Raw genomic sequence first — 26,161 nt, 5'->3', positions numbered from 1 at the left:
GATGAAACTTTAATAAAATTATATTTTAATAAATTATTGATTTACAGTTAATTGAAATTAATTAATAAATAATTAACCTTGCCGAAATATTTAGTTACATAATTAGACCTTCGGATTGCCGTCCCAGGATATATTAGCCACAAACAAATAAATATTTTAACAGATGAATAAAATTCTTATGTGGTCTGTCACGGCAGCTTTGGCAGGATTTCTCTTCGGGTTTGATGTGGTTGTGATTTCCGGCGCAGACAAAAAACTGCAGACACTCTGGGGCAGCTCAGATGCATTTCACGGAGCAGTTGTGATGGGAATGGCATTATGGGGTACAGTGATAGGTGCTATTTTCGGCGGAATCCCGACCAATACATTCGGGCGGAAAAAAACACTCTTGATCATTGGTGTCTTATATGCGTTTTCTGCGATAGGAACGGCACTTTCCAATGATCCTTATCTGTTTGCATTTTTCAGGTTTATGGGTGGTTTGGGCGTTGGTGCTTCTACAATTGCTGCACCGGCTTATATTTCAGAGATTGCGCCTGCAAAAGACCGCGGCAGGATGGTGTCCCTGTATCAGTTCAATATTGTTCTGGGGATTTTAATTGCATTTTTATCAAATTATTTACTAAGCGGTATCGGCGACAACGATTGGAGATGGATGCTTGGCGTGCAGGCAATCCCCGCAGCGATCTATACATTATGTGTGCTTACCATTCCAGAAAGCCCGAGATGGCTGGTTTCCCAATCCAGAATAGAAGAAGCAAAAAAAGTGATGAAAATCCTGAGCCCGGACCAGGATTCTGAAACTTTGATCACGCAGATGGAAGATGACCAAGCAGAATCGCCAAAGGAAAATATCTTTATGAAAAAATACCGTTTTCCTTTGATGCTGGCTTTTCTTGTAGCCTTTTTCAATCAGATGTCAGGAATCAACGCATTCCTGTATTATGCACCAAGAATTTTTGGCGAAGCAGGTTTGGGTGAGAAAACGGCACTTCTCAGCAGTATCGGGATCGGTGTTGTGAATATGGTTTTCACTCTGGTTGGGGTAAACCTCATTGATAAAGTCGGGAGAAGAACACTGATGTATTTGGGTTCTGTAGGTTATATCATTTCTTTAGGGCTGGTTTCTATAGCGTTTTATTTCCATTGGTCGGGATTGGCGATTCCAATTTTCCTGTTCCTCTTCATTGCTTCCCACGCTATTGGTCAGGGGACGGTGATTTGGGTATTCATTTCTGAGATTTTCCCGAATCATCTCCGGGCATCGGGACAGGCTTTCGGAAGTTCCACACACTGGCTTCTGGCAGCGATCATTCCATCATTGATTCCTACATTATTTTCCACCATCGGAGCCGGGACCGTGTTTTTGGTCTTTACTGTTGCAATGGTATTCCAGTTATTTTTTGTGATGTTTATGATGCCGGAAACCAAAGGTATATCACTGGAAAAATTAAGCAAAACACTGACGAAATAGATTTAAAGAATCAATATAATCATCGGGAAGAACATCTCTATAAATTGAATAAAGTGTTTTTAAATAATTCAAAATCTCTTATTAAATAATCATAATGAAGAAAATCATATCAACTTTAATCCTCGCTTCTACGTTTTATTCCGTGCTCAATGCACAGTCGGATTCGAAAACGTCTGAAGAGCAACTCTACAGGCCCAACTATCACTTCACCCTTCAAAAAGGCTGGATGAATGATCCGAACGGACTGTTTTATCTCAATGGAACTTATCACTTGTTTTTCCAGTATACGCCGTTTCAAAGTGTGCCGGATTTTGGTAAGATGCATTGGGGACACGCCATCAGTAAAGATCTTATCAAATGGGAAGAACTGGCTCCTGCAATTGCCTATGATGAAAAGGGTGCAATATTCTCAGGAAGTGCTGTTGTGGATAAAGATAATACATCGGGATTTGGCGATGGAAAAAATGTTCCTGTGGTAGCAATTTTTACGTACCATGATATGAAGAAAGAGAAAGCCGGAGAAATTGATACGCAGTCTCAGGCAATCGCTTATTCTTTAGATAACGGAAAAACCTGGACCAAATACAGTAACAATCCTGTATTGAAAAATCCCGGGATAAAAGATTTTAGGGATCCCAAGGTTTTCTGGGATGCCAAAAGAAAACAATGGGTAATGGGATTGGCGGTACAGGACAGACAGCATTTTTATGCCTCAAAAAACCTGAAAGACTGGACTTTTCTTTCAGAATTTGGTAAAGATTTCGGCGGACACGGCGGCGTTTGGGAATGTCCGGATCTTTTCCCGATAAAAGTAGAAGGAACCAATGAAGAAAAATGGGTGCTTATCGTCAATATCAATCCGGGTGGTCCGAACGGAGGTTCTGCTGCACAGTATTTTGTAGGAGATTTTGACGGAAAAACTTTCAAAATGGACGATGTTTTTACAAAGCAGCTTGAAAAAGAAAAAGTGGTCTGGCTGGATTGGGGACGCGATAATTATGCGAGTGTCTCTTTTGATAATGTTCCGGATAACAAAAGAGTAATTATAGGCTGGATGTCAAACTGGGATTATTCACCGGATGTACCAACGGAAAAATGGAGGGGAAGTTCTACTATTCCCCGTGAAGTGGTTTTGAAAAGGTCAAAAGATGGTTACATTTTGAAAAATATTCCTGTTTCCCAGCTCAAAAATTACGATGGGAAGACCGTCAGAAAAGAAATCAGTCTTGTTTCTGATAAAAAACTTATCAGCAAAGGAGAAATAGATCTTTCCAAAGCAGTTATCGATGCTGATCTCAAAAAAATGACCAAAGGAGTTTACACTTTTACTTTGAAAAATTCACTGGGAGAACAGGTAATTTTCGGAATTGATAATAACAGGCAGGAACTTTTTATTGACCGCACCAAATCCGGTAAAACTGATTTTAAGGATAATTTTGCAAACCGGGTTTCAAAGGCGCCATTATCAAAAAGCTACCAAAACGCAACGTTCAAAATTGTACTGGATAAAACTTCCATCGAAATTTTCTTCAATAACGGCGAAAAAGTAATGACCGAAATCTTCTTCCCTAATGAAAACTTTTCGGAGCTGAGCTTATCCACAGATACCAAAGGAAGTACTCTGAACATCAATGCTCATCAGATTAATATCAAATAAAAAACTATATTATGAAGAAATATAAAACAGCCATCGCCTTTTGCCTTCTTCCTTTTTCGTATGTATTTGCGCAGGAAGTAATTAAAGGTAAGGTAGTTTCCTCAAATCAGAAACCGTTGAGCGGGGTTATCGTAACCGTTTCGGAAACAGGAGCCAATACCACAACAGACAGTAGCGGTGCATTCCAGATTAATGACCTGCAAAAAGGAAATACTTTAATTTTCACTTATCCGGATTATTCCACCCGTGAAGTGGTCGTGGATGAAAAGACAATTCTTAACATCGTTTTAGCTGCAGAGAAAATAAAAAGTATAGATGAGGTCATCGTAACCGGATATACTAAGCAAAAAAAAGCGGACATTACCGGTGCGGTTTCCGTAGTGGATATGAAAGACCTGAACAAGCAAACCGAACCGAATCCGATCAAATCTTTGCAGGGAAGAGTAGCAGGTGTTAATATCACAGCCGACGGATCGCCTTCCGGCAGTAACACAAAAGTGCTGATTCGTGGTGTAGGAACGTTAAATAATACAGATCCGCTTTATGTGATCGATGGCGTTCCCACAAAAGCTGGAATGAACGAACTTAATCCAGGTGACATCGAATCGATGCAGGTTCTGAAAGATGCATCTTCTGCAAGTATCTACGGTTCCAGGGCTGCCAATGGTGTTATCATTATCACTACCAAAAAAGGAAAAAAAGGGAAGATGAGAATCGACCTTAATTACTATACGGCGTATTCACAATATACCAAAAAAACAGAGGTTCTGAACGCAAAACAATTCGGACAGGTACTTTGGCAGGCGAACATCAATGACGGACTTAATCCGAATAGCAATAATCTTAGCTACAGTTTTGACTGGGGTGTTCAAAATGGCATTCCAACCTTATACAACAGCAACGTTCCGGAATATCTGGATGCTGCAAAAACCATAAAGTCAGCCGATACCAACTGGTATGATGAAGTTTCGCAGGCGGGTATTGCCAATTCTTTGGATGTTTCTGCTTCGAGCGCTTCGGACAAAGGTTCTTACTTTTTCTCTCTAGGGTATTATAACAATGATGGAATCGTGAAACTCACCAATTTTAAAAGATTGTCAGCCCGTATCAATACCTCCTATAACTTTTTCGACGGAAAGCTGAAAATCGGGGAAAATTTCACGTTCAATAAAACCAATGAGCTGATGGATCCGGGCGTTTTGGACCCTGCATTACGTGCTTTGCCTATCATTCCGGTTCATACTGTAGACGGAATCGGGTGGGGCGGACCAGTTGGCGGAATGAATGACAGACAGAACCCTGTCCGGCTTTTGGAATACAATAAGGACAATGGCTATCAGTACCAAAGATTCTTCGGAAATGTCTATGCCGAATTGCAGCCTGTGAAAAATCTGACCTTAAAGTCCAGCTTCGGAATCGATCTTTCCAATTATTACAAAAGAATGCTGCAAAGAAGCTATGTTTCGGGCTACCTGCAAAATAAAACCAATGCAGTGAACATCGACCAGTCAGACACAGAAAAATGGACTTGGTCTAACACGGCACAATATACCGCAAAAGCAGGAAAACACCATTTTGATGTTTTGGGCGGAATGGAAATGTATCGGGATACGTATAAAAATACCTGGCTGAGAAAAGAAGGATTCCTGATAGAAACACCAGATTATATGTATCCCGATGCGGGAACAGGAGATGCTTTCAACGGCGGAAGCTCCACCCACTACAGCCTGTTGTCCTACTTCGGAAAATTCTCTTATGATTATGACAACCGATACCTTTTCTCTGCAACAATGCGCTATGACGGCTCTTCAAGATTCGGTAAAAATAACCGTTTTGGAACCTTCCCTGCATTCTCGGCAGGATGGAGGATCAATAAAGAACATTTTGCAGAAAATCTGATCCCGTTTTTTTCAGATTTGCGATTAAGGGCAGGTTGGGGGCAGACCGGAAACCAGGAGATCAGCAATTCGGCGGTTTATTCGCTGTATATAGCAAACTATGCAGGAGGAAATCCAACTTGGGCAACATCTTACGGAACGGCTTACGATATTTCCGGTGTCGGTAGCGGATTGCTGCCATCAGGTTTTATTGCAACTCAGACAAAAAATGACGACCTGAGATGGGAAACCACCACACAGACCAATCTTGGTCTGGATTTCGGATTCTTTAATCAGAAACTGACGGGTAGTGTTGATGTTTATAAAAAAGCAACAAAAGATATCCTGGTATTACCACCTTATCTGGGTGTGATCGGAGAAGGAGGAGATCGATGGATCAATGGTGCATCTATGGAGAATAAAGGGATTGAAGTTGTATTGTCCTATCAGAATGAAACCGCAGGAGGCTTCCGCTACGAAGTTTCAGGGAACATCTCGATGAACCGTAACAAAATTACCGAACTTCCGCAATCCGTTATTAACAATTACGGTGGAAACGGAACAACAGATAATATCCTGGGACGCCCCATTAACTCAATGTACGGTTATGTTGCCGATGGACTTTTCAGGACTCAGGCAGAGGTGGATAATTCTGCAATTCAATCCGGTAAAGGCTTGGGAAGGATTCGATATGCGGATCTAAATGGTGACGGAATGATTGATGACAAAGACAGAACGTGGATTGGTAATCCGAATCCGGGATTTATGTATGGCATCAACCTCAACTTTTCATATAAAAACTTTGATCTTTCAACATTCTGGCAAGGCATAGGCGACGTGGATGTCATTAATTCAAAAAAATACCAGACTGACTTCTGGAGTGTGGATGATGTAGGTTCCAATAAAGGAACAAGGCTCCTGAATGCGTGGTCACCACAGAATCCCAATTCGGATATTCCTGCACTTACGACGGTTGACAGCAACGCAGAATCCCGATTCTCATCGTATTATGTGGAAAGTGGAAATTATCTGAAGTTGAGGGTTTTACAGTTGGGCTATACTTTCCCGAAATCTTTAATGGAGCATTATAACATTGTCAATTTCAGGATATATGCAAGTGTTCAGAATCTTTGGACGATAAAATCCAAGAGCTTTACAGGTATAGATCCTGAAACACCGGCATTCGGTTACCCGTTACCGCTGACGTTCAATTTTGGAGTTAATTTTTCCCTTTAATTTTTAAATAATAAAAAAATGAAAAAGAATATACTTTTAACAATAGCTTTTGCCTTTTTGCTTGGAACCACTTCCTGCAACGATTTTTTGGATAATGAGCCGAGAGGTGTCCTGTCGGAAGCTGATGTAGTAACGCCTCAGAATGTGGATGGTTTTGTGGTTGCAGCCTATGCATCCCTTGGAAATGATCATTATGATACCCCTTTCAGCCTTTGGCCTTATGGAAACGTCCGTTCTGATGATGCGTACAAAGGGGGGAGCGGAACCAATGATATCCAGACCTTTCACTTTTTTGAAATTTCAAATAACATCCGTTCGGATTTTGGTGAATTAGACAGATTATGGTATCTCAATTATGTAGGGATCTCCAGATGTAACAAAGCGATTGCCGCACTTAAGCAGCTTTCAGATTCAGAATATCCGAACAAGCAAAAGCGGATTGCCGAGATGAATTTCGTAAGAGGACATTATTACTTTTTACTGAAAACATTGTTTAAATATGTGCCTTATGTGGATGAAAATACACCGATTGAAGATTATCCGAAAATCTCGAACAGGGCAAAGACCGACCAGCAGTTATGGGAAGCTATTGCTTCTAATTTTGAATTCGCAGCTGCTAATCTGCCTACGACACAGTCGGAAGTGGGAAGGCCAAAGAAAAGCGCGGCCTATGCTTATCTTGCTAAAGTCAGGCTATATCAGGCGTATGAGCAGGATGATAACTATACGGTAACGCAGGTAAATCCGGTAACGCTTCAGAAATCTCTTGACGCGGCCAATCAGGTAATCGGAAATTACACACTGGAGTCGGATTTTGGGTATAATTTCCTTCCTGGAACACACGAGAACGGCCCGGAGGCAGTCTTTTCCATTCAATATTCAGATAATGACGGAACACTTTTCGGAAGACTTAATTTCGGAGATATGCTTTCTGTGCCACAAGGTTTGGGATGCTGCGATTTTCATAAGCCAAGCCAGAATTTGGTGAACGCATTCAAAACAACATCACAGGGACTACCGATGTTTGATACTTTTAACGATGCAGATCTGAATTACAACCAGCTGAACAGTTACAAAGTAGATCCTAGATTATATCACACCGTTGCCCTGCCGGGACTGCCTTGGAAATACGAAGAAAACAAAATCTTTCAGGAAAGCTGGAGCAGAAGTCCGGGAACTTATGGGTTTTATTCTTCATTAAAGGAAAATGTGCCTGTAGGATGTGGCTGTACCGTGAATGTAGACCCTTTTTACGGCAATTCAAAAAATAGAATCATCATACGATATTCCGATGTTTTGCTGATGAAAGCCGAAGCGCTGATAGAAATGGGACAATATAACGATGCTTTACCACTCATCAATCAGGTGAGACAGCGTGCTGCCAATAGTACGGTTCTTACAGGAAGTTATACCTCCAACAATCTTATCAGTAAATATGAGCCAGGAGTGAACTGCACTTGGAATCAGGATTTTGCAAGGAAAGCGTTGCGATGGGAAAGAAGAATGGAATTTGCCATGGAAGGAAGCCGTTTCTTTGACCTCGTGAGATGGGGTATTACAGAAGGAACGATGAACAGCTATTATTCTGTTGAGAAAACTAAAAGAACTTTCTATTCCCAGGCTGGATTTGACCACGGAATTGAGGAATACTGTCCGATTCCTTTGGCACAGATCAATTTCAGTCAGGGACTTTATAAGCAAAATAATGGATATTAAAACAATGCACAAATGGGAACTATATTTATAAAAATAAAGTTCACCAACAGAATTTAATAGTATTAATAGAAATTGAAGTATTTTTATTTCTTCAGAGACTATTCTATAATATCAATATCAAAAATCCCAATTAATGTTTATCAATAAGAAAATTAATGTAATAAGTTTTGGAGAAGTACTTTTCGACGTTTTCGGAGAAGAGAAAAAAATCGGGGGTGCTCCTCTCAATCTGGCTCTCAGAACAGCTTCGTATGGCTTTCCGGTAACTATGATCAGTGCCGTAGGAAATGATGAAGATGGCAAAGTAATTCTCAATTATACTCAAAAAAATGCTCTTGAAAATACCGCAATCATTGTTTCTTCGGAATATGAGACAGGAATTGTTCAGGTCTCCTTAAATGAACGTGGTTCAGCAACGTACGAGATTAAATTTCCTTCTGCGTGGGATTTTATTACTGTTGACGAAAAAATAATGGATACCGTAAAGAAGGCCGATGTTTTTTTCTATGGAAGCCTTGCCTGCAGAAATGATGTTTCCCAAAAAACACTTTTCTCCCTATTAGATTCCAATGATAAAATGTTTAAAGTTTTCGATGTGAATCTCAGAAAGCCCTTTTACAATATTCAACTTATCGAAAAGCTTATGAGCAGGGCAGACTTTATCAAATTTAATGATGAGGAAATACTGGAAATTGCTGCCGGAATGAAATTTGAATCCGAGGACCTGGAGTCAAACATCAAATTTATATCAGAAAAAACAAGCACACCAGCAATCTGTGTAACTTTAGGAAAACACGGATCTATACTGCTATGGAATAATCAATTATATAGACACGAAGGCTATCCCGTGAAAGTAGCAGATACAGTAGGTGCAGGAGATTCTTTCTTGGCCAGCCTGATTGCAAAATTGCTTTCAGATCAAAATCCTGATGAAGCTTTAAATTTTGCCAGCGCTGTCGGTGCTTTGGTCGCAAGTTATTCCGGTGCAAACCCTAAGATTGAAAATTCTGAAATAGAGATATTTCTGAAGCAGAACGCTTTTTGATTTATAATTAATCTCCAGTATTCCGATAGCCAAAGAAACTCCCTAAAAAAGGGAGCTTTCTTTTATAATATAGTCTGTTGAATCTAGGATAAATTTATTTGAACATTAAAAAATAAAATGGTGCTAATTGACTTCAATTGGAGCTCTTTAGCTGTTTGTGACTTTTTTTAGACTAAAATTGGTGGACGTGTACGTTTAAAAGTGCACAATGATTCTACTATTTATTATCAACAAAATTAAAAGTGGTTTTTCTCACGAGAATAATTAAAGTTAATATTTCGGATTTGTAATGACCTTTAAAACAAAATAAGTAGGACCTTTGAACAAAATTGATTTTACTGTATGCCTGTATCTTTGTAAAAATAAAATTCAGAGAAAATGGAATTGACAAATTACAAAGGAGCATTACAGAATACCATAGGCTCCGGCTTCAACGCAAAATCAACGACCAAAGATGTCATTAAAGGAATTAATCTTACAGGTAAAATTGCCATCGTAACCGGTGGAGATGGCGGACTTGGACTGGAGATCACCAAAACACTGGCCTTTGCAGGTGCTCAGGTGATTGTACCGGCAAGAGATACTGAGAAGGCAAAGGCTAACCTTGAGGGAATTTCCAATGTCGAAGTGGAACACATGAACCTGACGGAGCCGGCAACGATCATCGCTTTTGCCAAAAAGTTCAATGCTTCCGGAAGCCCACTCCATATGTTGATCAATAACGCAGGGGTGATGTGGACACCGTTTCAGCGCGATGAGCGTGGTTATGAGGGGCAGTTTGCGACCAATCACTTAGGCCACTTTCAACTGACTGCTAATTTGTGGGAAGCTCTGAAAAAAGCAGATGGAGCAAGAGTAGTGAATGTCTCCTCTTCGGCCCACCATACTTCGCCCATTCATTTTGACGATGTCAATTACAATGAAAGAGAATATGACAAGTTTAAAGCATACGGACAATCCAAGACAGCCAACGTACTCTTCACTGTAGAGCTTGACAAAAGAGCGCAGCCATTCGGGGTCCGTTCTTACGCAATTCATCCGGGTCTGATAATGGCGACAAACCTCTCCAGATTTTTGACCTTTGAGGATTTCGTAACAATTGGTGCAGTACATCCGGACGGAACTCCGAACGTTGAGGCCCAAGAGGCGATGAAAAAGATCGAAAAGACAATAGAGGAAGGTGCGGCAACCACGGTTTGGGCAGCAACAAATCCTAAACTTCAGAATATCGGCGGGGTTTATCTTCAGGATGTTGAAGTGGCAGATTATACCGCCAGTAATAAGGATGTAGAAAGTCCGGCGGGAGCGGGAGGTGTGGCCTCATTTGCGGTCGATCCGGAAGCTGCCCGGAAACTTTGGACCCTGAGTGAAGAACTGATAGGAACGAAGTTTGATGTTAAATAATTAATTGGCCAAGGCTCCCGATCGGAGCTTTGGTATTTTTTTAAAATTTGTAATAATGATAACAAAACAGACCAACGAGAACGCCAGCATCGTCTTTACGTGCAGTGGAACCTCGAAGCATAGTACGGAACTGACAGCTGAAGAGCATTCAGTGGTACGCGTCCTGTCAGGAGAGCTAAAGGTGATTCAGTCAGACAAAACCTATGTTTTCGGGGCAGGAGATACGTACCTTCTTCCCCGAAACCGTTTGGCACTCCTAGTAAAATCTGATAAAGACGGTGAGCCTTACAAGGCCATCGTTGTGAAACTTAGCCACAATATTCTAAGGTCATTTTACGAAGCTAATCCAAGTCTAGTCAATTCTGTATCCAAAACGGACCATATCGTAAGGCTGGGGAAAAGTCCTCTTTTTGACAGTTTCTTCGACTCAATGATTCCTTACTTCAACCTTGAATACCAGCTTCCACCGGAACTTTCACAATTAAAGATCAGGGAGGCTGTCACGATCCTGCGAACTGTTAATGGTGATGTAGATTCCATATTATCTGATTTTTCCGAGCCCCATAAGATCAATCTCGTGGAGTTTATGCAGAAGAACTTTATGTTCAACATGCCACTGGAAAAGTTCAGCTACCTTACGGGAAGAAGCCTGACAACCTTCAAACGGGATTTTAAAAAAGCTTTTAATACTACCCCGCAGAAATGGCTCACTCAAAAGCGGCTAGAGCTTGCCAGATTTCAGCTGACCGAGCAAAAAAGGAAACCGATTGACATTTACTTTGAAGTGGGTTTTGAAAATCTGTCTCATTTTTCCTACGCCTTTAAAAAGGAATTTGGCATCACTCCAAGAGAGTTGGCTTCCCACTGATGATATGTTGTTTTTAGCATCAGTTTCATATATCATCATATTTAAAACAGGATTTCATATTGCTGCACCTATTTATAAGAGGCAGTGCATTAATGTTGTTCCTGCAAAAAGGTTAGAAATAGATTTTATTTTAATGACCGTATAAATTACATCAAATTCTCCACAACAATTGCAGAAGCACCACCGCCACCATTGCAAATACTGGCTACTCCATACTTTCCTTTTTCCTGATTCAGAACATTGAGCAGTGTGACAATAATTCTTGCTCCGGACGCCCCGATCGGATGTCCCAATGCAACAGCACCTCCGTATACATTTACTTTGTCTAAATCATAACCTAAAATCATCTGATTGGACAAAATCACGGATGCATACGCTTCGTTAATTTCAAAATAGTCTATTTCGGATAGAGATAGAGAAGCCTTCTTCAAAGCTTTTTCAATGGCAAGTGATGGTGATGTGGTAAACCATTCCGGCGCCTGTGCAGCATCTGCGAAGGATATTATTTTTGCCATTGGCTGAAGATCATATTTTTTCACCGCTTCCTCAGAAGCCAGAATCAAAGCTGCTGCACCGTCGTTAAGATTGCTCGAATTGGCTGCCGTCAAAAAAACATCCTCTTCAAAAACCGGCTTAAGCTGTGAAACTTTTTCAGGAATCAGTTTATAGATATCTTCATCCAGTGTGAATTCAGAAAGTTCTTTTTTACTGCGTATCGGAACACTGATCATCTCATTTTTAAATTTACCTTCAGTGGTTGCCTGCTGAGCTTTTCTGTAAGAGTTTAATGCATATTCGTCAAGCTGCTGTCTTGTATGTCCGTATTTTTTCACGCCCAGCTCCGCCGCGCTTCCCATATGAAAATCATTATAGACATCCCACAGACCGTCTTTAGTCATTCCATCTGTCATTGGTATATCACCCAGTTTTGTTCCTTTTCTGATATAAGAATAGTGAGGTACATTGCTCATACTTTCCATTCCGCCGGTAACAACAATATGATCAGTTTCGGTCAGGATCTGTTGTGCACCTATGATTGTCGCTTTTAGGCCGGATGCACAAACCTTATTAATAGTAGTGGCATCGCTGGTTTCAGGAATATGAGCAAATATGGCTGTCTGTCTTGCAGGAGACTGTCCGACTCCGGCACTGAGAACATTACCCATGTAAACGCTGTCGATAATTTCAGGTGCTAAATTTATACTTAGATATGCATTTTTAATTGTAATGGCACCCAATTCCGTTGCACTGTATCCCGACAGGCTGCCCATTAAACTGCCGATAGGTGTTCTTTTTGCGGCTATGATATAAATGTCTTTCATTGATTATATATTAAATGTTAGATGAGGTAAATATATAAAAAAATATACCAATCGGTATATTTTTTTTAAAAAAGTGAACGCTGTTCAAAAAAAGTTTATATATTTGCATTATAAATTCTTGTATGAGTATCAAAGAAAGAAAACTGAAAGAGAAGGAAGCATTGAGATTGTTGATTCTAAATGGTGCTAAGAAGCTGTTTGTGGAAAAAGGTATCGAATACACTACGATAAGAAATATTGCGGACGAAATTAATTATAGCGTGGGTACTGTTTATGTGTATTTCAAGGATAAAAATGCTATTTTCCACGACTTGCATTCTATTGGTTTTCAAGAACTGGGAAAAGTTTTTAAAGACCTTTTCAAATTAGATGATCCTATGCAAAGGCTTAGAAGAATGGGGTCTGTCTACATGAAATTTGCCATGGAAAATTCTGAAATGTACGATTTAATGTTCAACTTGAAAGCTCCAATGGAATATCTCGAAGAACAGAAAAATAACCTTTGGCCAGAAGGAACTGAAACATTCGGCTACTTAAAAAACACGGTCGAGGAATGCATGAAGCAGGGATATTTTCACGGTCATAATTCTGAAGCATTGTCTTTTATGATCTGGAGTTTGGTACACGGTATGTGCTGTCTGGAAATTCGTCACAGAACGAAAGGAGTTAAATTCAGCAGTCCCGATACCATCCTGGCGGAAGGTTATAATGAGTACTTAAAAATATTAGAAAAACTGTAATTTTTTTTTTGTTGAAAATGAACAATATTCAAAATAAAAACAATGTGTTGGCTACAAGAAATTATTAGTTCTTGTGAGAAAATTTTCAACATACACATTTAAATATATAATAATTATGGACAGAAGATTTTTTATTAAAAACGGATCCATCGCATTTTTGGCGATTTCCGCGCCTTCTGTCTTTTTTAAAAGCATTGATATGGGACTCAATAATGAAAAATTGTACGACGTAATTATCGTAGGTGGCAGCTACGCAGGACTCTCTTCTGCCATGACACTCGGACGTTCTTTGAGAAATGTCTTAATTATTGACAGTGGAAATCCTTGTAATAAACAAACCCCTCATTCGCAAAATTTCTTAACGAGAGACGGCATGCCTCCGGGAGAAATTGCGAAAATAGCTAAAGAAGAGGTTTCTAAATATCCTACCATTGAATTTTACAGTGGATTCGCAGTTAATGGAAACAAAATATCGGAAGGCTTTTTAATCAAGACTTCAGATGGCAAATCATTTAAAAGTAAAAAACTGATTTTTGCTTCGGGAATTTTAGATACCATGCATGATATCAAAGGTTTCGAAGAATGCTGGGGTATATCCGTTATACACTGTCCTTACTGTCACGGATATGAGTTCAGAAACAAAAAAACAGCAATTTTAGCGGATGGTGATCGTTTAATACATTTTACATCATTAATTAAGAACCTGACCGATGATGTTACTTTAATCACGTCAGGTAAAACTGCCGGTGATATAAATGGTATTGCTACGCTTGAGAAAAATGACATAAAAATAATTGAGAAAAAAATTTCGGAAATAGAACACCATAATGGATATGTCAATAAAATCATTTTTTCTGATGGTACAGCAGAGAGTTTTGAAGCAATGTATGCACCGGTTCCATTCCGACAACATTGTAGCATTCCACAGGAACTAGGATGCGAGATGACAGATACCGGTCTGATTAAAATCGATGATTCTCAAAAGACCACTGTGGATAATATTTATGCTGTAGGTGACAACTGTAACCCGTTAAGAGCAGTTTCATTAGCCGTTTCTTCTGGAACGCTTGCGGGAGTTAAAGTTAATTCTGAGTTATCAGCTGAAATGTTTTTATAGATCAACCGATTAACTTTCATTAAACAATTTGATATGATAAATGTCTTTCGGGCTCTCTTCATTCTATTCTCTAATCAATTTCTTTCCTGACTTATTTCCTCCGGAAAGATTTAATTGCCGTCTTTAGATGGAAATCATAAAGTATAATCAAATCTTGCTTTGTTATAGGATCAAAATAATTTCTCCTGCAGATTTCATCGTGGATTTGTGGAGGTTGATGATTTTGATATTGTGGTTGTGTAGTAACTGTATGAATTGTGAGAAAACGTTTTAGATGATTTGAAATTATGAGAGAAGAAAATATAAAAAATCGGGATGCTCTTGAAGCCTAGATTCTAACAAAAATAAAGGAAAGCTAAAAGCTATTTTTTTTACTAAATATATGAACAATGTTCAAAATATAAACAATGTATTTACCAATGAAAAATTTATCATTAATGGTTCTGTTATGCCTCGGGTTTCTTGGGTCTGGTCAAAGCCATCTCGACCGATACATAGAAATCGGTCTCGAAAATAACGAAGTTATCAAACAGAAAAACTTTGACATCAATAAAAGCCTTTATGCCCTGAAGGAAGCACAGTCACTGTTTTCTCCGAATGTCGCTTTTGTCACCAATTACACCGTTGCAGACGGTGGGAGAACTATTGATATTCCGATCGGGGATATGCTGAATCCTGTGTACAGCACGTTAAATCAGATCACGAATTCCAACGCCTTTCCGCAATTGCAGAATCAGTCGGTGCTGATCAATCCAAATAATTTCTATGATGTCAAGCTTCACACGACGATGCCTCTTTTGAATTATGAAATCATCTACAATAAAAAGATCAAGGCTCAACAAATGACTTTACAAAAGATCGAATTGGAAATTTATCAGCGCGAATTGGTCAAAGAAATAAAAATTGCCTATTACAAATATCTGCAGTCGGTGGAAGGTATCAGAATTTATGAAAACGCATTGGCCATTGTCAAAGAAAATCAGAGAGTGAACAAATCGCTTTTTAATAATGACAAAATCAACAGAACGGCGGTTCTCAGAAGTGATAATGAAGTAACGAGAATCGAGGCGAATCTTGAAACGGCAAAAAACACAAGCAAAAACGCAGGATCCTATTTCAATTTTCTTTTAAATCAAAAGCTTGATTCAGAAATCGAAATCGATGAAAATATGGAATTGCCAACTGAATTGATTGCAGAAAATACCAGCAACAGAGAAGAATTGAAACAACTAGGACAGGCGAAAGAGATCAATGAAAATGTTTATCAATTGACAAAGTCCAACTGGTTTCCAAAATTAAGCGGATTTGCAGATCTGGGGTTGCAGGATTTTGATTTTAAAGTTGATAAATCGTCCCGCTACTATTTCGCCGGTCTGAGTCTGGAATGGAACATCTTTTCAGGCAACAAAAACAAATATAAGCTGAAACAGGTTGATGAGGACAGCAAAAAGATCAATTCCCAGATCGACAATGTAAAACAGCAGTTGCTGTTGCAGTTCGAGGTTTCCCAAAACAATTTGAAATCAGCATTGGAACAGTATGAATCGGACAAGAAGCAAAAGGAAACAGCCAAAAAATACAATGGTGATGTTACCAAACTGTACAAAGAAGGAATGGCGATCTACATCGAATTGCTGGATGCCCAAAATCAGGTGGTCAATACTCAGCTGAATGCCAATATTTCCCTCTATAATTCCTGGATTGCTTTTGCAGAGCTGGAGAGAGCTAATGCCACTTTCAATTTTAATAAATAAAATACTAACTATTATGAATAAAACGATCACAATATCATTGCTTTCCCTTTTCCTCATCATGTCCTGCAAAGAAGAGAGAAAAGAAGTCAAACCATTTGAAAATACCGAGGTTATTCCCGTGAAAACCGCATCGGTTGGTTCTTTGGCTCTTGCCGGAAACATCAGCGCATCAGGTTTGGTGACAACAGAAAATGAAACGACCTATTCCTTCAAGATCGGTGGAGTAGTGAGCGGAGTTTTTGTAGAGGAAGGTCAGTTTTTCAGAAAAGGTCAGCTCCTGGCGACCCTAGATGAAACTGAGATCCGCGCTGGACTGAATCAATCTGATCTGAATGTTCAAAAAAATGAACGGGATTACAGACGAGCCACCAATTTATACAAAGACAGTGTGTACACTTTGGAGCAGGTTCAGAACACCAAAACGGGTCTTGACATTGCCCGAAAACAGAAAGACGCGGTTGCTTTCAATGTAAAATATTCAAAAATTTACGCCACTGCCGACGGTTTTGTTGCGCAAAAGGTAGCGAACAAGGGCGAGATTGTTGGTCCTGGCTCTCCGGTTTTATTGATCAATGAAACTTCCCACAACAACAATTATTTATTGAAAGTTGGTTTGACAGATACCGAATGGGCGTCAACAAAGATCGGACAAAAAGCGGTTGTCACGCTGGATGGTTATCCTGATAAACAATTCGATGCCTTCGTGTTCAGGAAATCACAGTCGGCTGATATGGCTCTCGGATCTTTTCAGGTGGAGCTTAAGCTGACGATGAATGACAGCAAACCCGCCGTGGGAATGTTCGGAAAGGCGGAGATCAAAACCGATCATTCAGAAGATTTTATCGTGATCCCATACAATTCTCTTTTAGAAGCAGACGGAAACAAAGCCTTTGTCTATGTTGTTGAAAATAATAAGGTGAAGAAAAGACCGATCACGATTGCCAAATTTGAAAATAGCAAAGTTTTCATTCAGGATGGACTTCAGAAAAGCGATAAAATCGTGATTTCTAACAGTGCGTATCTGAACGAGCAGTCGACCATAAAAATCATTAAATAAGAACTGATGAAAATTACAAATTTTGCCGTAAAAAACTATCAGTTCACGCTGATCATATTCCTTTTGGTGGCTGTTGTCGGAATGTTGACGCTATTTACAATGCCAAGATCCGAAGATCCGTCTACGCATCCGCCACAATACTTGATAACGGTCATCTATCCAGGTACGAGCCCAAAAGATATGGAAGAACAGGTTGTAAAACCGATTGAAAATAAAATCTATGGATTAGAGAATATCGATAAAATTCTGACCACTGTTGAAGATGGTGTCGCTGCGTTTGAAGTTAAATTCAAATATGGCGTTGATGTGGACAACAAATATCAGGAAATCTCGACAGAGGTCAATGCGCTTAAAAACAGTGAATTGCCGAAAGATATTTATCAGATCAAAACAGAAAAAATATCATCCTCCGACGTAAAAATTCTACAGGTGGCATTGGTCTCTGAAAATGCATCTGAGAAAAAAATTCACGACGAAGCCGATAAGTTGAAGTCTAAATTGGAGAAAATTACCAATCTAAAGAATGTTATCTATTCTGGGATTCCGGAGCAGGAGATCAGAGTAGATTTAAAACTGGATAAACTTGCACAGTTAAGAATTCCTCTGAATGTTGTGATGGGAAGTTTACAGAGCGAGGCGGCTGATATTCCGGGGGGAAGCATTGATATGGACACTAAAGTTTTCAATGTAAAAACGAGTGGAAAGTTTAAAAATGAGGAAGATGTTGCCAACACTGTCATCTACAATGCCAATGGAAAAATTGTGTATATGAAAGATGTTGCAGAGGTGGGTTACAAATCTCAAACGGTCGATCATATCACGAGGATCAACGGTCACCGCTGCGTTTTGGTAAGTGCCGGGATGAAGGATAATGTGAATATTACCGATGTTCAGAAAGAATTTGAGCCGATTCTTGAACAATTTACAAAAGATCTTCCTGAAAATATCAAATTGGTTAAAAATTTCGATCAGGCGAATATGGTTTCGCAACGTCTGGGACACTTGGGCTTTGATTTTGGATTGGCTATCATATTAGTTATTATTACGTTATTGCCTTTGGGGACACGCGCTTCAGTAATTGTGATGATCTCGATTCCGTTGTCACTGGCGTTGGGTTTGATCGCCATGAACGCATTAGGATTTTCATTAAACCAGTTAAGTATCGTTGGGTTGGTGGTCGCTTTGGGATTGCTGGTCGATGACAGTATCGTGGTCGTTGAAAATATTGAAAGATGGCTTCGGGAAGGGCATTCCAAAAAAGATGCGGTTCTGAAAGGTACCAAACAGATTGGTTTAGCGGTTGTAGGCTGTACCGCGACATTAATCATTGCGTTTTTACCTTTGGCATTCCTTCCGGATGTTGCAGGAGAATTTATGAGAAGTCTTCCGATGGCGGTGATCACGAGTGTTTTGGCTTCGATGTTGGTGGCGCTTACCCTCGTTCCTTTCCTGGGGAGTAAATTCCTGAAAACCCACGACCATGAAGGCGGAAATATTTTTCTTCAATACCTTCAGAAATTTCTGACCAATAGCTACAAAGGCATTATGCCTAAAGCTCTGAAATATCCTAAAATTACGATCGGAATTTCATTGGCATTGAGTGTTTTGGCATTTGTGTTATTCAGTTTTACAGGATTTAAACTGTTCCCGACCTCTGAAAAGCCGATGTTTCTGATCAATATTAAAATGCCTCTTCAATCCAACATTTCCGAAAGTGACCGTGTGGCGAAGATCGTTGAGTCTGAACTGAAAAAGCACAAGGAAATTACCTATTATACTTCGAATGTAGGCAAGGGAAATCCGCAGATCTATTACAATGTGCATCCGCAGGACAGAAAACCGGATTTTGCCCAGATCTTTGTTCAATTGGATGACGAAGCAAAACCAGCTACAAAAACCGAACTGATCGAAACCCTTAGAGAGAAATTCAAGACAATGCCTTACGCCAAAATAGAGGTTAAAGATTTTGAGCAAGGCTCGCCAATAGAGGCAAATATAGTAGTCCGTCTTTTTGGGGAAGATCCTGCGGTGTTGAGAAAACTCTCTTCACAGGTGGAAAATATTTTAAGGAAACAGGAAGGCACGGTTTACATTAACAATGAGCTGAATACCTACAAAACGGATGTCAAAGTGAAAATCAACAAAGAAAAAGCAAGAACTTTGGGTGTGATGACGAGCGAAGTGGACAAAGTGATCCGTCTTGCCGTTGCCGGACTTCCTGTTGGAGATTATATCGATGACCGTGGAGATGCAAGAACTGTGACTTTAACCTTGCCACGGGGAAAATTCTCCAATCTGGATGCCATGAAGAATTTGTATGTCAACAACGTTCAGGGTGCGCCGATCGCATTAAATCAGATCGCGACAGTTACCTTTGAGACTTCGCCTACGGCAATCAATCATTTCAACAAATCCCGTTTTGCAAAAGTAACTGCAATGTCTGCAAAGGGGTATTATGCCAATGATCTGCTGGTAGACATCATTCCGCAGCTGGACAAGCTAAAGATGCCGGAAGGCTATTCCTACAAACTGGCAGGCGAAAAGGAGTCTGAAGGCGATGCGCTGGGCGGAAATTTTATCTCGGTCATTATTTTGAGCACATTTCTTTTCATTGCGGTCTTGTTGCTACAGTTCAAAACGTTTAAAGGAATCATTATCGTATTGTCAATTATTCCGTTGGGAATTTTAGGTGGTGTTATTTTACTGTTGATTAACGGAAGCCCGATGTCAATGGTTGCTATTATCGGTTTCATTGGACTTTCGGGAATTCAGGTTAAAAATTCTCTGTTATTGGTAGATTTCACGAATCAGCTCAGACTGGAAGGGAAATCGATTGATGAAGCCATTGCCATTGCCGGCGAGACACGTTTTCTTCCGGTAGTTTTAACTTCCATCACAGCGATCTGCGGATTGATCCCGTTAGCGTTGAATTCAAATCCGTTGATTGCACCATTGGCGATTGTACTTATCGGAGGCTTGATAAGCTCAACGATTCTGTCAAGAATTGTGACACCTGTGATGTATAAACTGATTCCTCCAAGTCTGGATATTGAAAAAGAAGAAGAACATTAAAAATTAACGAAATGAAAGAATATATATTGATCACCGGAGCGTCGTCCGGAATAGGCTACCATATGGCCATCCAGCTTGCCGAGAAAGATCAGAACCTGATTTTGGTTGCTAGAAATGAGGAAAAGCTGAAGAAGGTACAGACAGAATTAATGACCCTGTATAATGTTACTGTTCATTACATCGTCAAGGATTTGTCCGTTGCTGATAATGCCCTTGAACTTTACAATGAAATTCAGCAGAAAAATTTATTAGTTTCCGGATTGGTCAACAATGCCGGTGTCGGAACTTATGGAGAATTTATAGAAACTTCTTTGGAGGAGGAACTGAAAATGATCGATTTGAATATTTCCAGTCTTGTGGTGCTTAACAAACTTTTTGCGAAAGATATGGTAGCAAGAAAATCCGGCAGGATCATGAATATTGCTTCGCTGATGGCATTTTTACCGTTTCCATACTATTCTGTCTATTCTGCTACAAAAAGTTTTGTCTTGGCCTTCACAGAAACGCTTGCTGCCGAACTGGAAGGAACAGGTGTCGTGGTTACTGCACTTTGTCCCGGACCGATCGACACAGGATTTTATAACGAAGAAATGCTCAAAGCCAATATGATGAAAACCAATAAGCCGGTTCATCCCGAAGTGGTTGCAGAAGCAGGTGTGAAACTTCTATTATATGGAAAAGGCAAGAAGATCGTTGGTTCTATGAACTGGTTTTTGTCCAATATTCCCAGAGTTATGCCGGATTTTTTGATGATGAAAATTAAAAAAAATCTTGCTAAGCAGGCTTGATCAAAAATTTGCTTAAGGCACTTGCAGGGTATATCTTCAGCAGCGATCAGAAGAATATCGATCGTCTGATCCATTCTCTTTCATTTGGGGGAGGTCGTGCATCAGGAATCGAAAACTATTATGGTGAAAATATGGCTACCAGTCTCTGACTCATGCCAAATTGATTCTTTATTCTCCATCTATCACCACACTGTAGAAAAGATACAGGCTTTGGGGCAGTGGGGAATCTATTAAGATAAAGAGATTATACAATTAAAACAAAAGATATGAAAAACTTACTGATCACAGGAGCTAGACTAAGAGTTTTGTGGCCAATTTTTCTGAGTCTCTCTGATATGAATTCAAGTCTAAGGACATCTTTGTCTTAGGATTTAATCCTGGCGCCGCAAATTTCTTTTCACTGATAGAAATACGGAAAGGCTGAACAATAATATTTCGGATAAACACATTGAACGGTTTATCTTCTATATTTGAGTGACTTCACTTCGTGTAAAGCATTCATCAAGTCAAAATGGTTGACTTGATAGAATCGTCCTATTTGTTCCGCTTTGATGTTGTCTGCCTGCATAATTTTGGATTTCTGCAAGCGAAAATGTGTAATTGAAATAATTATTTATGCAATTTTACTCAATTGCGTAAAGTTTAATACCTGGTAAGAATGTTTTTACATAATTTTCCTTAGAACCTGTTTAAATTTGTATTAAAATATTATTCCTCGCTGATTTTGCAAACCTCGCTGATTTGATTTACGAATAATTATCCACTGAATCTGTAAAATCAGAAGAAAATAAAAAATACAGCATTAAGTTAATTATGCAAAATTATTAGCAATTAAATTTTAATATGACATTAGTAATCTTAATTTATATTATGGTTTTTTTGTATATTCGCAAGTCTTTAGATAGGAAATGATTCTAAATACACAAATTAATAGTCAAGTTTAACATCTCAAATTAAAAAGTAATGAAAAAAAAAATTATTACCTTATCTTCAGTCCTATGTTTTGGTTTGGTTTTTTCACAGATAGGTATTAATACTCCAAATCCTCAACAAATATTTCACGTAGACGGGGCAAAAGATAATCCATCAGGAGGGATACCCTCTTTAGCACAAACTGAAAATGATATGGTTATTGATGCTGCTGGAAATATAGGATTAGGAACTCTATCTCCTACATCGAAATTAGAAATAAACTCAGGAAATGCAGATGTATCAGGACTTAAATTCACAAATCTTACTTCTACATCTCCTGTATCAAGTGGGGCTACCTTAGGGGTAGATGATTCTGGGAATATAGTTACTGTTCAAGGCTCCTCATTTACACCCGCTTTTGGAAGAGAGTTATTGGTTGGTGCAAATATAAACATTACAGCTGGCACAACTAATTACAATGTATTCAGCTTTACTTTACCAACAAGTGGTACATACCTTATAACTTATAGTTTACGAGCACAGGTGATTAATACATCAGGGGAAACAGGTCAAGGGTTTGCAACAGGATTTCTCAGTACTGCTCCTTCTGCAGGAAATGCAGTACCTAATACCGAAATTTTACTTTATGCTGTTAGCGCCGCTCAGGACGGGGGAACGGGAACAGGAACTTTAGTAATAACGATTGCAAACCCTACTACATATTATGTGGGAGTTCGCAGTTCTCTTAGAGATACTCAAATAATTAATAATATAAATGGGAGGTCTTCTGTTAGTTATGTTAAAATAACTCCATAGTATTTTAAATTTTATTCAATTATTTTTCATTCATGGATGGTTTTAGTTTCTAAGACTAAGAGTTCGTTTAGGCACATTCGTAAAATATAGAGAAGTGAGGATTTCCTAAGCATAAAAAGATAAGGAGCCGAGCAATTTTAAAACAAAATTGCTCGGTTTATATTTTCTGGGTATTGATTTTTCAAAGTTGAGATATTTCTTCCTGGAGTGAGAGCGTAGTTTTCCCGATACTTGCTTTATCTGTATCATGATGAGTTTTACGTTGTAAATAATTCTATGCAGCCTGTCCCAGTGCTTTCTGCATCCTTCTTCCGACTTCCAGGAAATGCAGTAAACATTTAAAATACTAAGCTTCTCGCCGCACTTCAAAAGCACGTCATTTTTTATATTATGCTGATAATTAATTCACTGTGTTTATATATAGGCTTTACTCTAACATCAATAGCTTTATCAGGAAATATTTTTTCATTCCATATCTTTATGCCTGTACATATGGATTTTGGTACGTACCGTTGCATTATATACCTTAGGTGGTCTAAATTTTGTATTTATTCTGATACCTTTTTTTGCTAAGATCTTGAACAACTTATCACTAAAACAGAAAGTTATGAAGATTGATGAAAATTTGTTGCTCAGTCATGGAGCAGTTTATGAGGATTATCAGGCAAAAAATCACATTTTTTTTGCAGGTGATACTCCTAAATACTATATGCAAATTACCAAAGGAAGCGTAGAACTTTATGATTATCTTGATTATGGTAAAGAGGTAACTGTCGGTATACTATCAGCAGGAAACAGTCTCGTGGCGTCCTTGCTTTTTACCGATTATCCGTATCCAATGAATGCCATTGCAAAAACGGATTGTACTTTATTGAAATTGGATAAAATGAGTTTACTAACTTTAGTGAAGAGTGATTATAATATTGGATTACGTATGTTTGAAAGGCTGTCTTCCGATCTTTTCTACTATTATAGTATGCAAAGGATTATTGCAGAAAAACAACCCGTTTCAAAAATAAAAGGCCTGCTTGACTACTATAAAGAGTTGAACGGAATTAAGCTGGGCAACGTTTTTCAGGTCCCATTGACCAGACAGGAAATTGCAAATATGATAGGATTGAGGGTAGAAACTGTTGTACGAATAGTGAAGAAAATGGAGCAGAAGCACATGCTGGAGATCAAAGAGCGTAAAATATTTTACTAGGATTCTTATTTATAGTACAAAATTTTTCAGCCCTGAGTCAAAAGCGATGCTGGAACTCTTCACATTGTGTAGTTTTTATACTTTAAAACCTGATTATTAATGTCTTCGGGCGTTAATGAAGATAAATAGGTTAAAAGTGTTGGTAAATAGTTTTCAAAAGTTGGATAAAGCGTCCGGTTTTGTTCGTATTCGGTTATTTTGGCTTCCAATAATGGGATTAAAACGCATTTATATTCTCCGATGTGCAGACGCCTCAGACGGTCTGCTTCATTCGGATTTTTCATGGCAAGAGCAACGCGAATCTCACCGAGTCTTACCAAATGTTCAATTAAGCATACATACCAGCCTCTGATATTATTTTCTTCTACAAGAGCTGCAAGCTCTGGCGTATATAGAGCCGAGTTTGCCTGAAGTCGGTCTTTGTAGATATTTAATAATGGGTTGACAAAAGTGTGCCCGATTTCATGCCCGGTAATAAAAGAGGTAATTGCCGGGTTGTCAAACCCATAATGGCCATAAGCAGCTAAGTTCTGTTCCAAGGGAAGCATCCTGCTGGAGCTGATAACCATAGCTGGAATTTTACCTTTAGGTGACAGAATATTAGGGCCAAAACCTCTGTAATTACCTTCTCCCGGAGTAATGGGCATGCCCGGCGAAATATAAAGCATATAATTTGGAAATACCTGTCCGTACCATCTCTCCATATATTGATAGCCATCTGGCTTTATATCTTTTGCGGCTTCCTGAGTTGCTTTTTTATAAAAGATTCTATTAGCTTTCATAAAACCTGCAACGTCTGCATAGGAGTAAAAGCTCCTTAAGCTATCCGTCAGTTCTTTAAGCATAGGCTTTACTTCAGGATGTTCTTCCACCTGCGGATCAGTTTTAGCTTCTATATCTTTATATAGAGGTCCTTCCTCAGGAAAATCCTTTTGGTTGAGTAAGTGATCTAAAATTGGGCCGTTGTCATGAAGAAGATCCCTGATCTGTCTTAGTAATTCTGCAATACGGAGTATTACAGGTTCGTTTTTGTATTTCTTAAAATGCTGAAATCCAAAATAGACAACCGGCTGGTGAGAGTAATCTGTTGTGTTATTATCAAAAACATAATTTCCAATATGTTCTACAGCCAATTTTTCAGCAAAGAAATAGGTTTCAATATTTGTATTTACCCCAACCTGTACTTTTGGAGATAACCGCTGGGTGTATTGAGCTTTCCCAATTGTGGTAAGACATACTAAAAGAATTAAGGCTATTAAAAATTTTCCCATAAAAATCATTTACACAAAACTACTTTCCTTTCACTGAAATATCCTGTATAATATTGCTGTTTTTTATCATCCTCAATGTAATCCCAAAGAAACGTTTGAATGCAGTATTTAAATGGGCAGCATCGTAAAAGCCCATTAAATAGCAGACGGTTTGTATATCCTCTCCCTGAAGTAGCATCCTTTTTGAATTGTTAAGTCTTTTAATCATAATATAAGACATGGGAGAAATGCCTTTGGCCTTTTTAAACTCACGGGCAAAATGAAATTTGCTCATGAAAAACTTTTTAGAAAGGTCCTCAAGATTTATGGGGACATATGGGATAGTACCTGCAAGTTCATCAATGAAAGAAAAAGAAGGTATTGCCTGTTTTTCTTCCTCTTTTTCACTATAGGCGGTAAGTCTTTTTAAAGCCTTTTGAAAATCCTGCAATCTGTTTTCCCCGCCTAAGGACAAATAATTAAATCCGGTGTATAAAGCCCTGTCGTCTATAACCCGCTGGAGACGCTGTATATTTTTACCATTATTATAATACTTTAATACATCCGGATTTACATAGAAGGTTTTATAACTGTAGGGTGACGTATCGACTGAACTGTTTTTATGAACTTCATCTGCCTGGGTAATACTGACCAGGCCAGACGTAGCGTAATGATCTCCGTCAGGTGTTTGTAGGAGTTCTGTCCCTTTGCATATCAGGGATATGCAGAAATAATCATGAACATGAAACGGGAAGTATTCTGTCTCATCTTCAGAAGAAAACAATTCAATGTTATCTAGAAATTCAAACTTTAAATTTTGAAAAGATTTGCTCATAATTATTTTTGGCAGTG

At 38.9% G+C, this 26,161-nt stretch carries 19 protein-coding genes; 16 read left to right on the top strand and 3 right to left on the bottom strand.

Going from position 1 to position 26,161, the window contains the following annotated elements; translation table 11 throughout:
* Window positions 1–163 precede the first annotated feature (163 nt).
* From J2T03_RS05575 to J2T03_RS05545, 7 genes are all read left to right on the top strand, one after another.
* On the top strand, window positions 164–1,474 hold the full coding sequence (locus J2T03_RS05575) for a sugar porter family MFS transporter (protein ID WP_307209952.1): 1,311 nt from the start codon (window positions 164–166) through the stop codon (window positions 1,472–1,474).
* 94 nt (window positions 1,475–1,568) lie between these two features.
* Entirely contained in the window at window positions 1,569–3,131 is a 1,563-nt protein-coding gene (locus J2T03_RS05570) for a glycoside hydrolase family 32 protein (RefSeq protein ID WP_307209951.1), read from the top strand.
* Between the two features lie 11 nt (window positions 3,132–3,142).
* Window positions 3,143–6,244: a SusC/RagA family TonB-linked outer membrane protein gene (locus J2T03_RS05565; RefSeq protein ID WP_307209950.1), complete on the top strand. Its 3,102-nt coding sequence runs from the start codon at window positions 3,143–3,145 to the stop codon at window positions 6,242–6,244.
* A gap of 18 nt (window positions 6,245–6,262) precedes the next feature.
* Entirely contained in the window at window positions 6,263–7,960 is a 1,698-nt protein-coding gene (locus J2T03_RS05560) for a RagB/SusD family nutrient uptake outer membrane protein (protein WP_307209949.1), read from the top strand.
* Window positions 7,961–8,093: 133 nt separating this feature from the next.
* Window positions 8,094–9,005 (top strand): carbohydrate kinase family protein, encoded by a 912-nt coding sequence (locus tag J2T03_RS05555; RefSeq protein ID WP_307209947.1) that lies wholly within the window; start codon window positions 8,094–8,096, stop codon window positions 9,003–9,005.
* Window positions 9,006–9,383: 378 nt separating this feature from the next.
* A complete protein-coding gene (locus J2T03_RS05550) occupies window positions 9,384–10,409 on the top strand; it encodes an SDR family NAD(P)-dependent oxidoreductase (RefSeq protein WP_307209946.1) in 1,026 nt (341 codons plus the stop codon).
* 55 nt (window positions 10,410–10,464) lie between these two features.
* Window positions 10,465–11,277: an AraC family transcriptional regulator gene (locus J2T03_RS05545; RefSeq protein ID WP_307209945.1), complete on the top strand. Its 813-nt coding sequence runs from the start codon at window positions 10,465–10,467 to the stop codon at window positions 11,275–11,277.
* 146 nt (window positions 11,278–11,423) lie between these two features.
* Here the strand turns inward: J2T03_RS05545 and J2T03_RS05540 are convergent, their stop codons facing one another.
* Entirely contained in the window at window positions 11,424–12,599 is a 1,176-nt protein-coding gene (locus tag J2T03_RS05540; RefSeq protein WP_307209944.1) for an acetyl-CoA C-acyltransferase, read from the bottom strand.
* A gap of 122 nt (window positions 12,600–12,721) precedes the next feature.
* Between J2T03_RS05540 and J2T03_RS05535 the strand changes: the two genes are divergently transcribed.
* From J2T03_RS05535 to J2T03_RS05495, 9 genes are all read left to right on the top strand, one after another.
* Complete coding sequence (locus J2T03_RS05535) at window positions 12,722–13,339, top strand: TetR/AcrR family transcriptional regulator (protein WP_306841834.1); 618 nt, start codon at window positions 12,722–12,724, stop codon at window positions 13,337–13,339.
* 115 nt (window positions 13,340–13,454) lie between these two features.
* The gene (locus J2T03_RS05530; protein ID WP_307209943.1) at window positions 13,455–14,456 is read left to right on the top strand and encodes an NAD(P)/FAD-dependent oxidoreductase; all 1,002 of its coding nucleotides are present in this window, start codon (window positions 13,455–13,457) and stop codon (window positions 14,454–14,456) included.
* 419 nt (window positions 14,457–14,875) lie between these two features.
* A complete protein-coding gene (locus J2T03_RS05525; RefSeq protein ID WP_307209942.1) occupies window positions 14,876–16,210 on the top strand; it encodes a TolC family protein in 1,335 nt (444 codons plus the stop codon).
* A gap of 13 nt (window positions 16,211–16,223) precedes the next feature.
* Window positions 16,224–17,267, top strand: a complete 1,044-nt coding sequence (locus J2T03_RS05520) for an efflux RND transporter periplasmic adaptor subunit (RefSeq protein ID WP_307209941.1) — start codon at window positions 16,224–16,226, stop codon at window positions 17,265–17,267.
* A 6-nt stretch (window positions 17,268–17,273) separates the two neighbouring features.
* Entirely contained in the window at window positions 17,274–20,339 is a 3,066-nt protein-coding gene (locus tag J2T03_RS05515; protein WP_307209939.1) for an efflux RND transporter permease subunit, read from the top strand.
* Between the two features lie 11 nt (window positions 20,340–20,350).
* Window positions 20,351–21,127, top strand: a complete 777-nt coding sequence (locus J2T03_RS05510; RefSeq protein ID WP_306841842.1) for an SDR family NAD(P)-dependent oxidoreductase — start codon at window positions 20,351–20,353, stop codon at window positions 21,125–21,127.
* An 8-nt stretch (window positions 21,128–21,135) separates the two neighbouring features.
* Window positions 21,136–21,276, top strand: a complete 141-nt coding sequence (locus J2T03_RS05505; protein ID WP_307209938.1) for a hypothetical protein — start codon at window positions 21,136–21,138, stop codon at window positions 21,274–21,276.
* Between the two features lie 814 nt (window positions 21,277–22,090).
* A complete protein-coding gene (locus J2T03_RS05500) occupies window positions 22,091–22,855 on the top strand; it encodes a hypothetical protein (protein WP_307209937.1) in 765 nt (254 codons plus the stop codon).
* Window positions 22,856–23,462: 607 nt separating this feature from the next.
* The gene (locus J2T03_RS05495; RefSeq protein WP_307209936.1) at window positions 23,463–24,059 is read left to right on the top strand and encodes a Crp/Fnr family transcriptional regulator; all 597 of its coding nucleotides are present in this window, start codon (window positions 23,463–23,465) and stop codon (window positions 24,057–24,059) included.
* Between the two features lie 59 nt (window positions 24,060–24,118).
* Here J2T03_RS05495 and J2T03_RS05490 read toward each other — a convergent pair whose 3' ends face one another.
* Together J2T03_RS05490 and J2T03_RS05485 are read right to left on the bottom strand one after the other, a co-directional pair.
* On the bottom strand, window positions 24,119–25,330 hold the full coding sequence (locus J2T03_RS05490; RefSeq protein ID WP_307209935.1) for a DUF4932 domain-containing protein: 1,212 nt from the start codon (window positions 25,328–25,330) through the stop codon (window positions 24,119–24,121).
* 19 nt (window positions 25,331–25,349) lie between these two features.
* The gene (locus J2T03_RS05485; protein WP_307209934.1) at window positions 25,350–26,144 is read right to left on the bottom strand and encodes an AraC family transcriptional regulator; all 795 of its coding nucleotides are present in this window, start codon (window positions 26,142–26,144) and stop codon (window positions 25,350–25,352) included.
* Window positions 26,145–26,161: the final 17 nt, after the last annotated feature.

This window comes from Chryseobacterium lathyri (assembly GCF_030812195.1).
GTDB classification, from domain to species: Bacteria; Bacteroidota; Bacteroidia; order Flavobacteriales; family Weeksellaceae; genus Chryseobacterium; species Chryseobacterium lathyri_A.
Note: the sequence above shows the minus strand (reverse complement) of the source record. Positions and strands in the feature narration are given on the sequence as shown.

Bases quoted from the DNA above. Each gene is read 5' to 3' on its own strand.
- J2T03_RS05560 (WP_307209949.1), top strand. From the start codon at position 6,263: ATGAAAAAGAATATACTTTTAACAATAGCTTTTGCCTTTTTGCTTGGA.
- J2T03_RS05520 (WP_307209941.1), top strand. From the start codon at position 16,224: ATGAATAAAACGATCACAATATCATTGCTTTCCCTTTTCCTCATCATG.
- J2T03_RS05550 (WP_307209946.1), top strand. From the start codon at position 9,384: ATGGAATTGACAAATTACAAAGGAGCATTACAGAATACCATAGGCTCC.
- J2T03_RS05535 (WP_306841834.1), top strand. From the start codon at position 12,722: ATGAGTATCAAAGAAAGAAAACTGAAAGAGAAGGAAGCATTGAGATTG.
- J2T03_RS05525 (WP_307209942.1), top strand. From the start codon at position 14,876: ATGAAAAATTTATCATTAATGGTTCTGTTATGCCTCGGGTTTCTTGGG.
- J2T03_RS05530 (WP_307209943.1), top strand. From the start codon at position 13,455: ATGGACAGAAGATTTTTTATTAAAAACGGATCCATCGCATTTTTGGCG.
- J2T03_RS05545 (WP_307209945.1), top strand. From the start codon at position 10,465: ATGATAACAAAACAGACCAACGAGAACGCCAGCATCGTCTTTACGTGC.
- J2T03_RS05495 (WP_307209936.1), top strand. From the start codon at position 23,463: ATGAAGATTGATGAAAATTTGTTGCTCAGTCATGGAGCAGTTTATGAG.
- J2T03_RS05485 (WP_307209934.1), bottom strand. From the start codon at position 26,144: ATGAGCAAATCTTTTCAAAATTTAAAGTTTGAATTTCTAGATAACATT.
- J2T03_RS05515 (WP_307209939.1), top strand. From the start codon at position 17,274: ATGAAAATTACAAATTTTGCCGTAAAAAACTATCAGTTCACGCTGATC.
- J2T03_RS05575 (WP_307209952.1), top strand. From the start codon at position 164: ATGAATAAAATTCTTATGTGGTCTGTCACGGCAGCTTTGGCAGGATTT.
- J2T03_RS05500 (WP_307209937.1), top strand. From the start codon at position 22,091: ATGAAAAAAAAAATTATTACCTTATCTTCAGTCCTATGTTTTGGTTTG.
- J2T03_RS05510 (WP_306841842.1), top strand. From the start codon at position 20,351: ATGAAAGAATATATATTGATCACCGGAGCGTCGTCCGGAATAGGCTAC.
- J2T03_RS05565 (WP_307209950.1), top strand. From the start codon at position 3,143: ATGAAGAAATATAAAACAGCCATCGCCTTTTGCCTTCTTCCTTTTTCG.
- J2T03_RS05490 (WP_307209935.1), bottom strand. From the start codon at position 25,330: ATGGGAAAATTTTTAATAGCCTTAATTCTTTTAGTATGTCTTACCACA.
- J2T03_RS05555 (WP_307209947.1), top strand. From the start codon at position 8,094: ATGTTTATCAATAAGAAAATTAATGTAATAAGTTTTGGAGAAGTACTT.
- J2T03_RS05540 (WP_307209944.1), bottom strand. From the start codon at position 12,599: ATGAAAGACATTTATATCATAGCCGCAAAAAGAACACCTATCGGCAGT.
- J2T03_RS05570 (WP_307209951.1), top strand. From the start codon at position 1,569: ATGAAGAAAATCATATCAACTTTAATCCTCGCTTCTACGTTTTATTCC.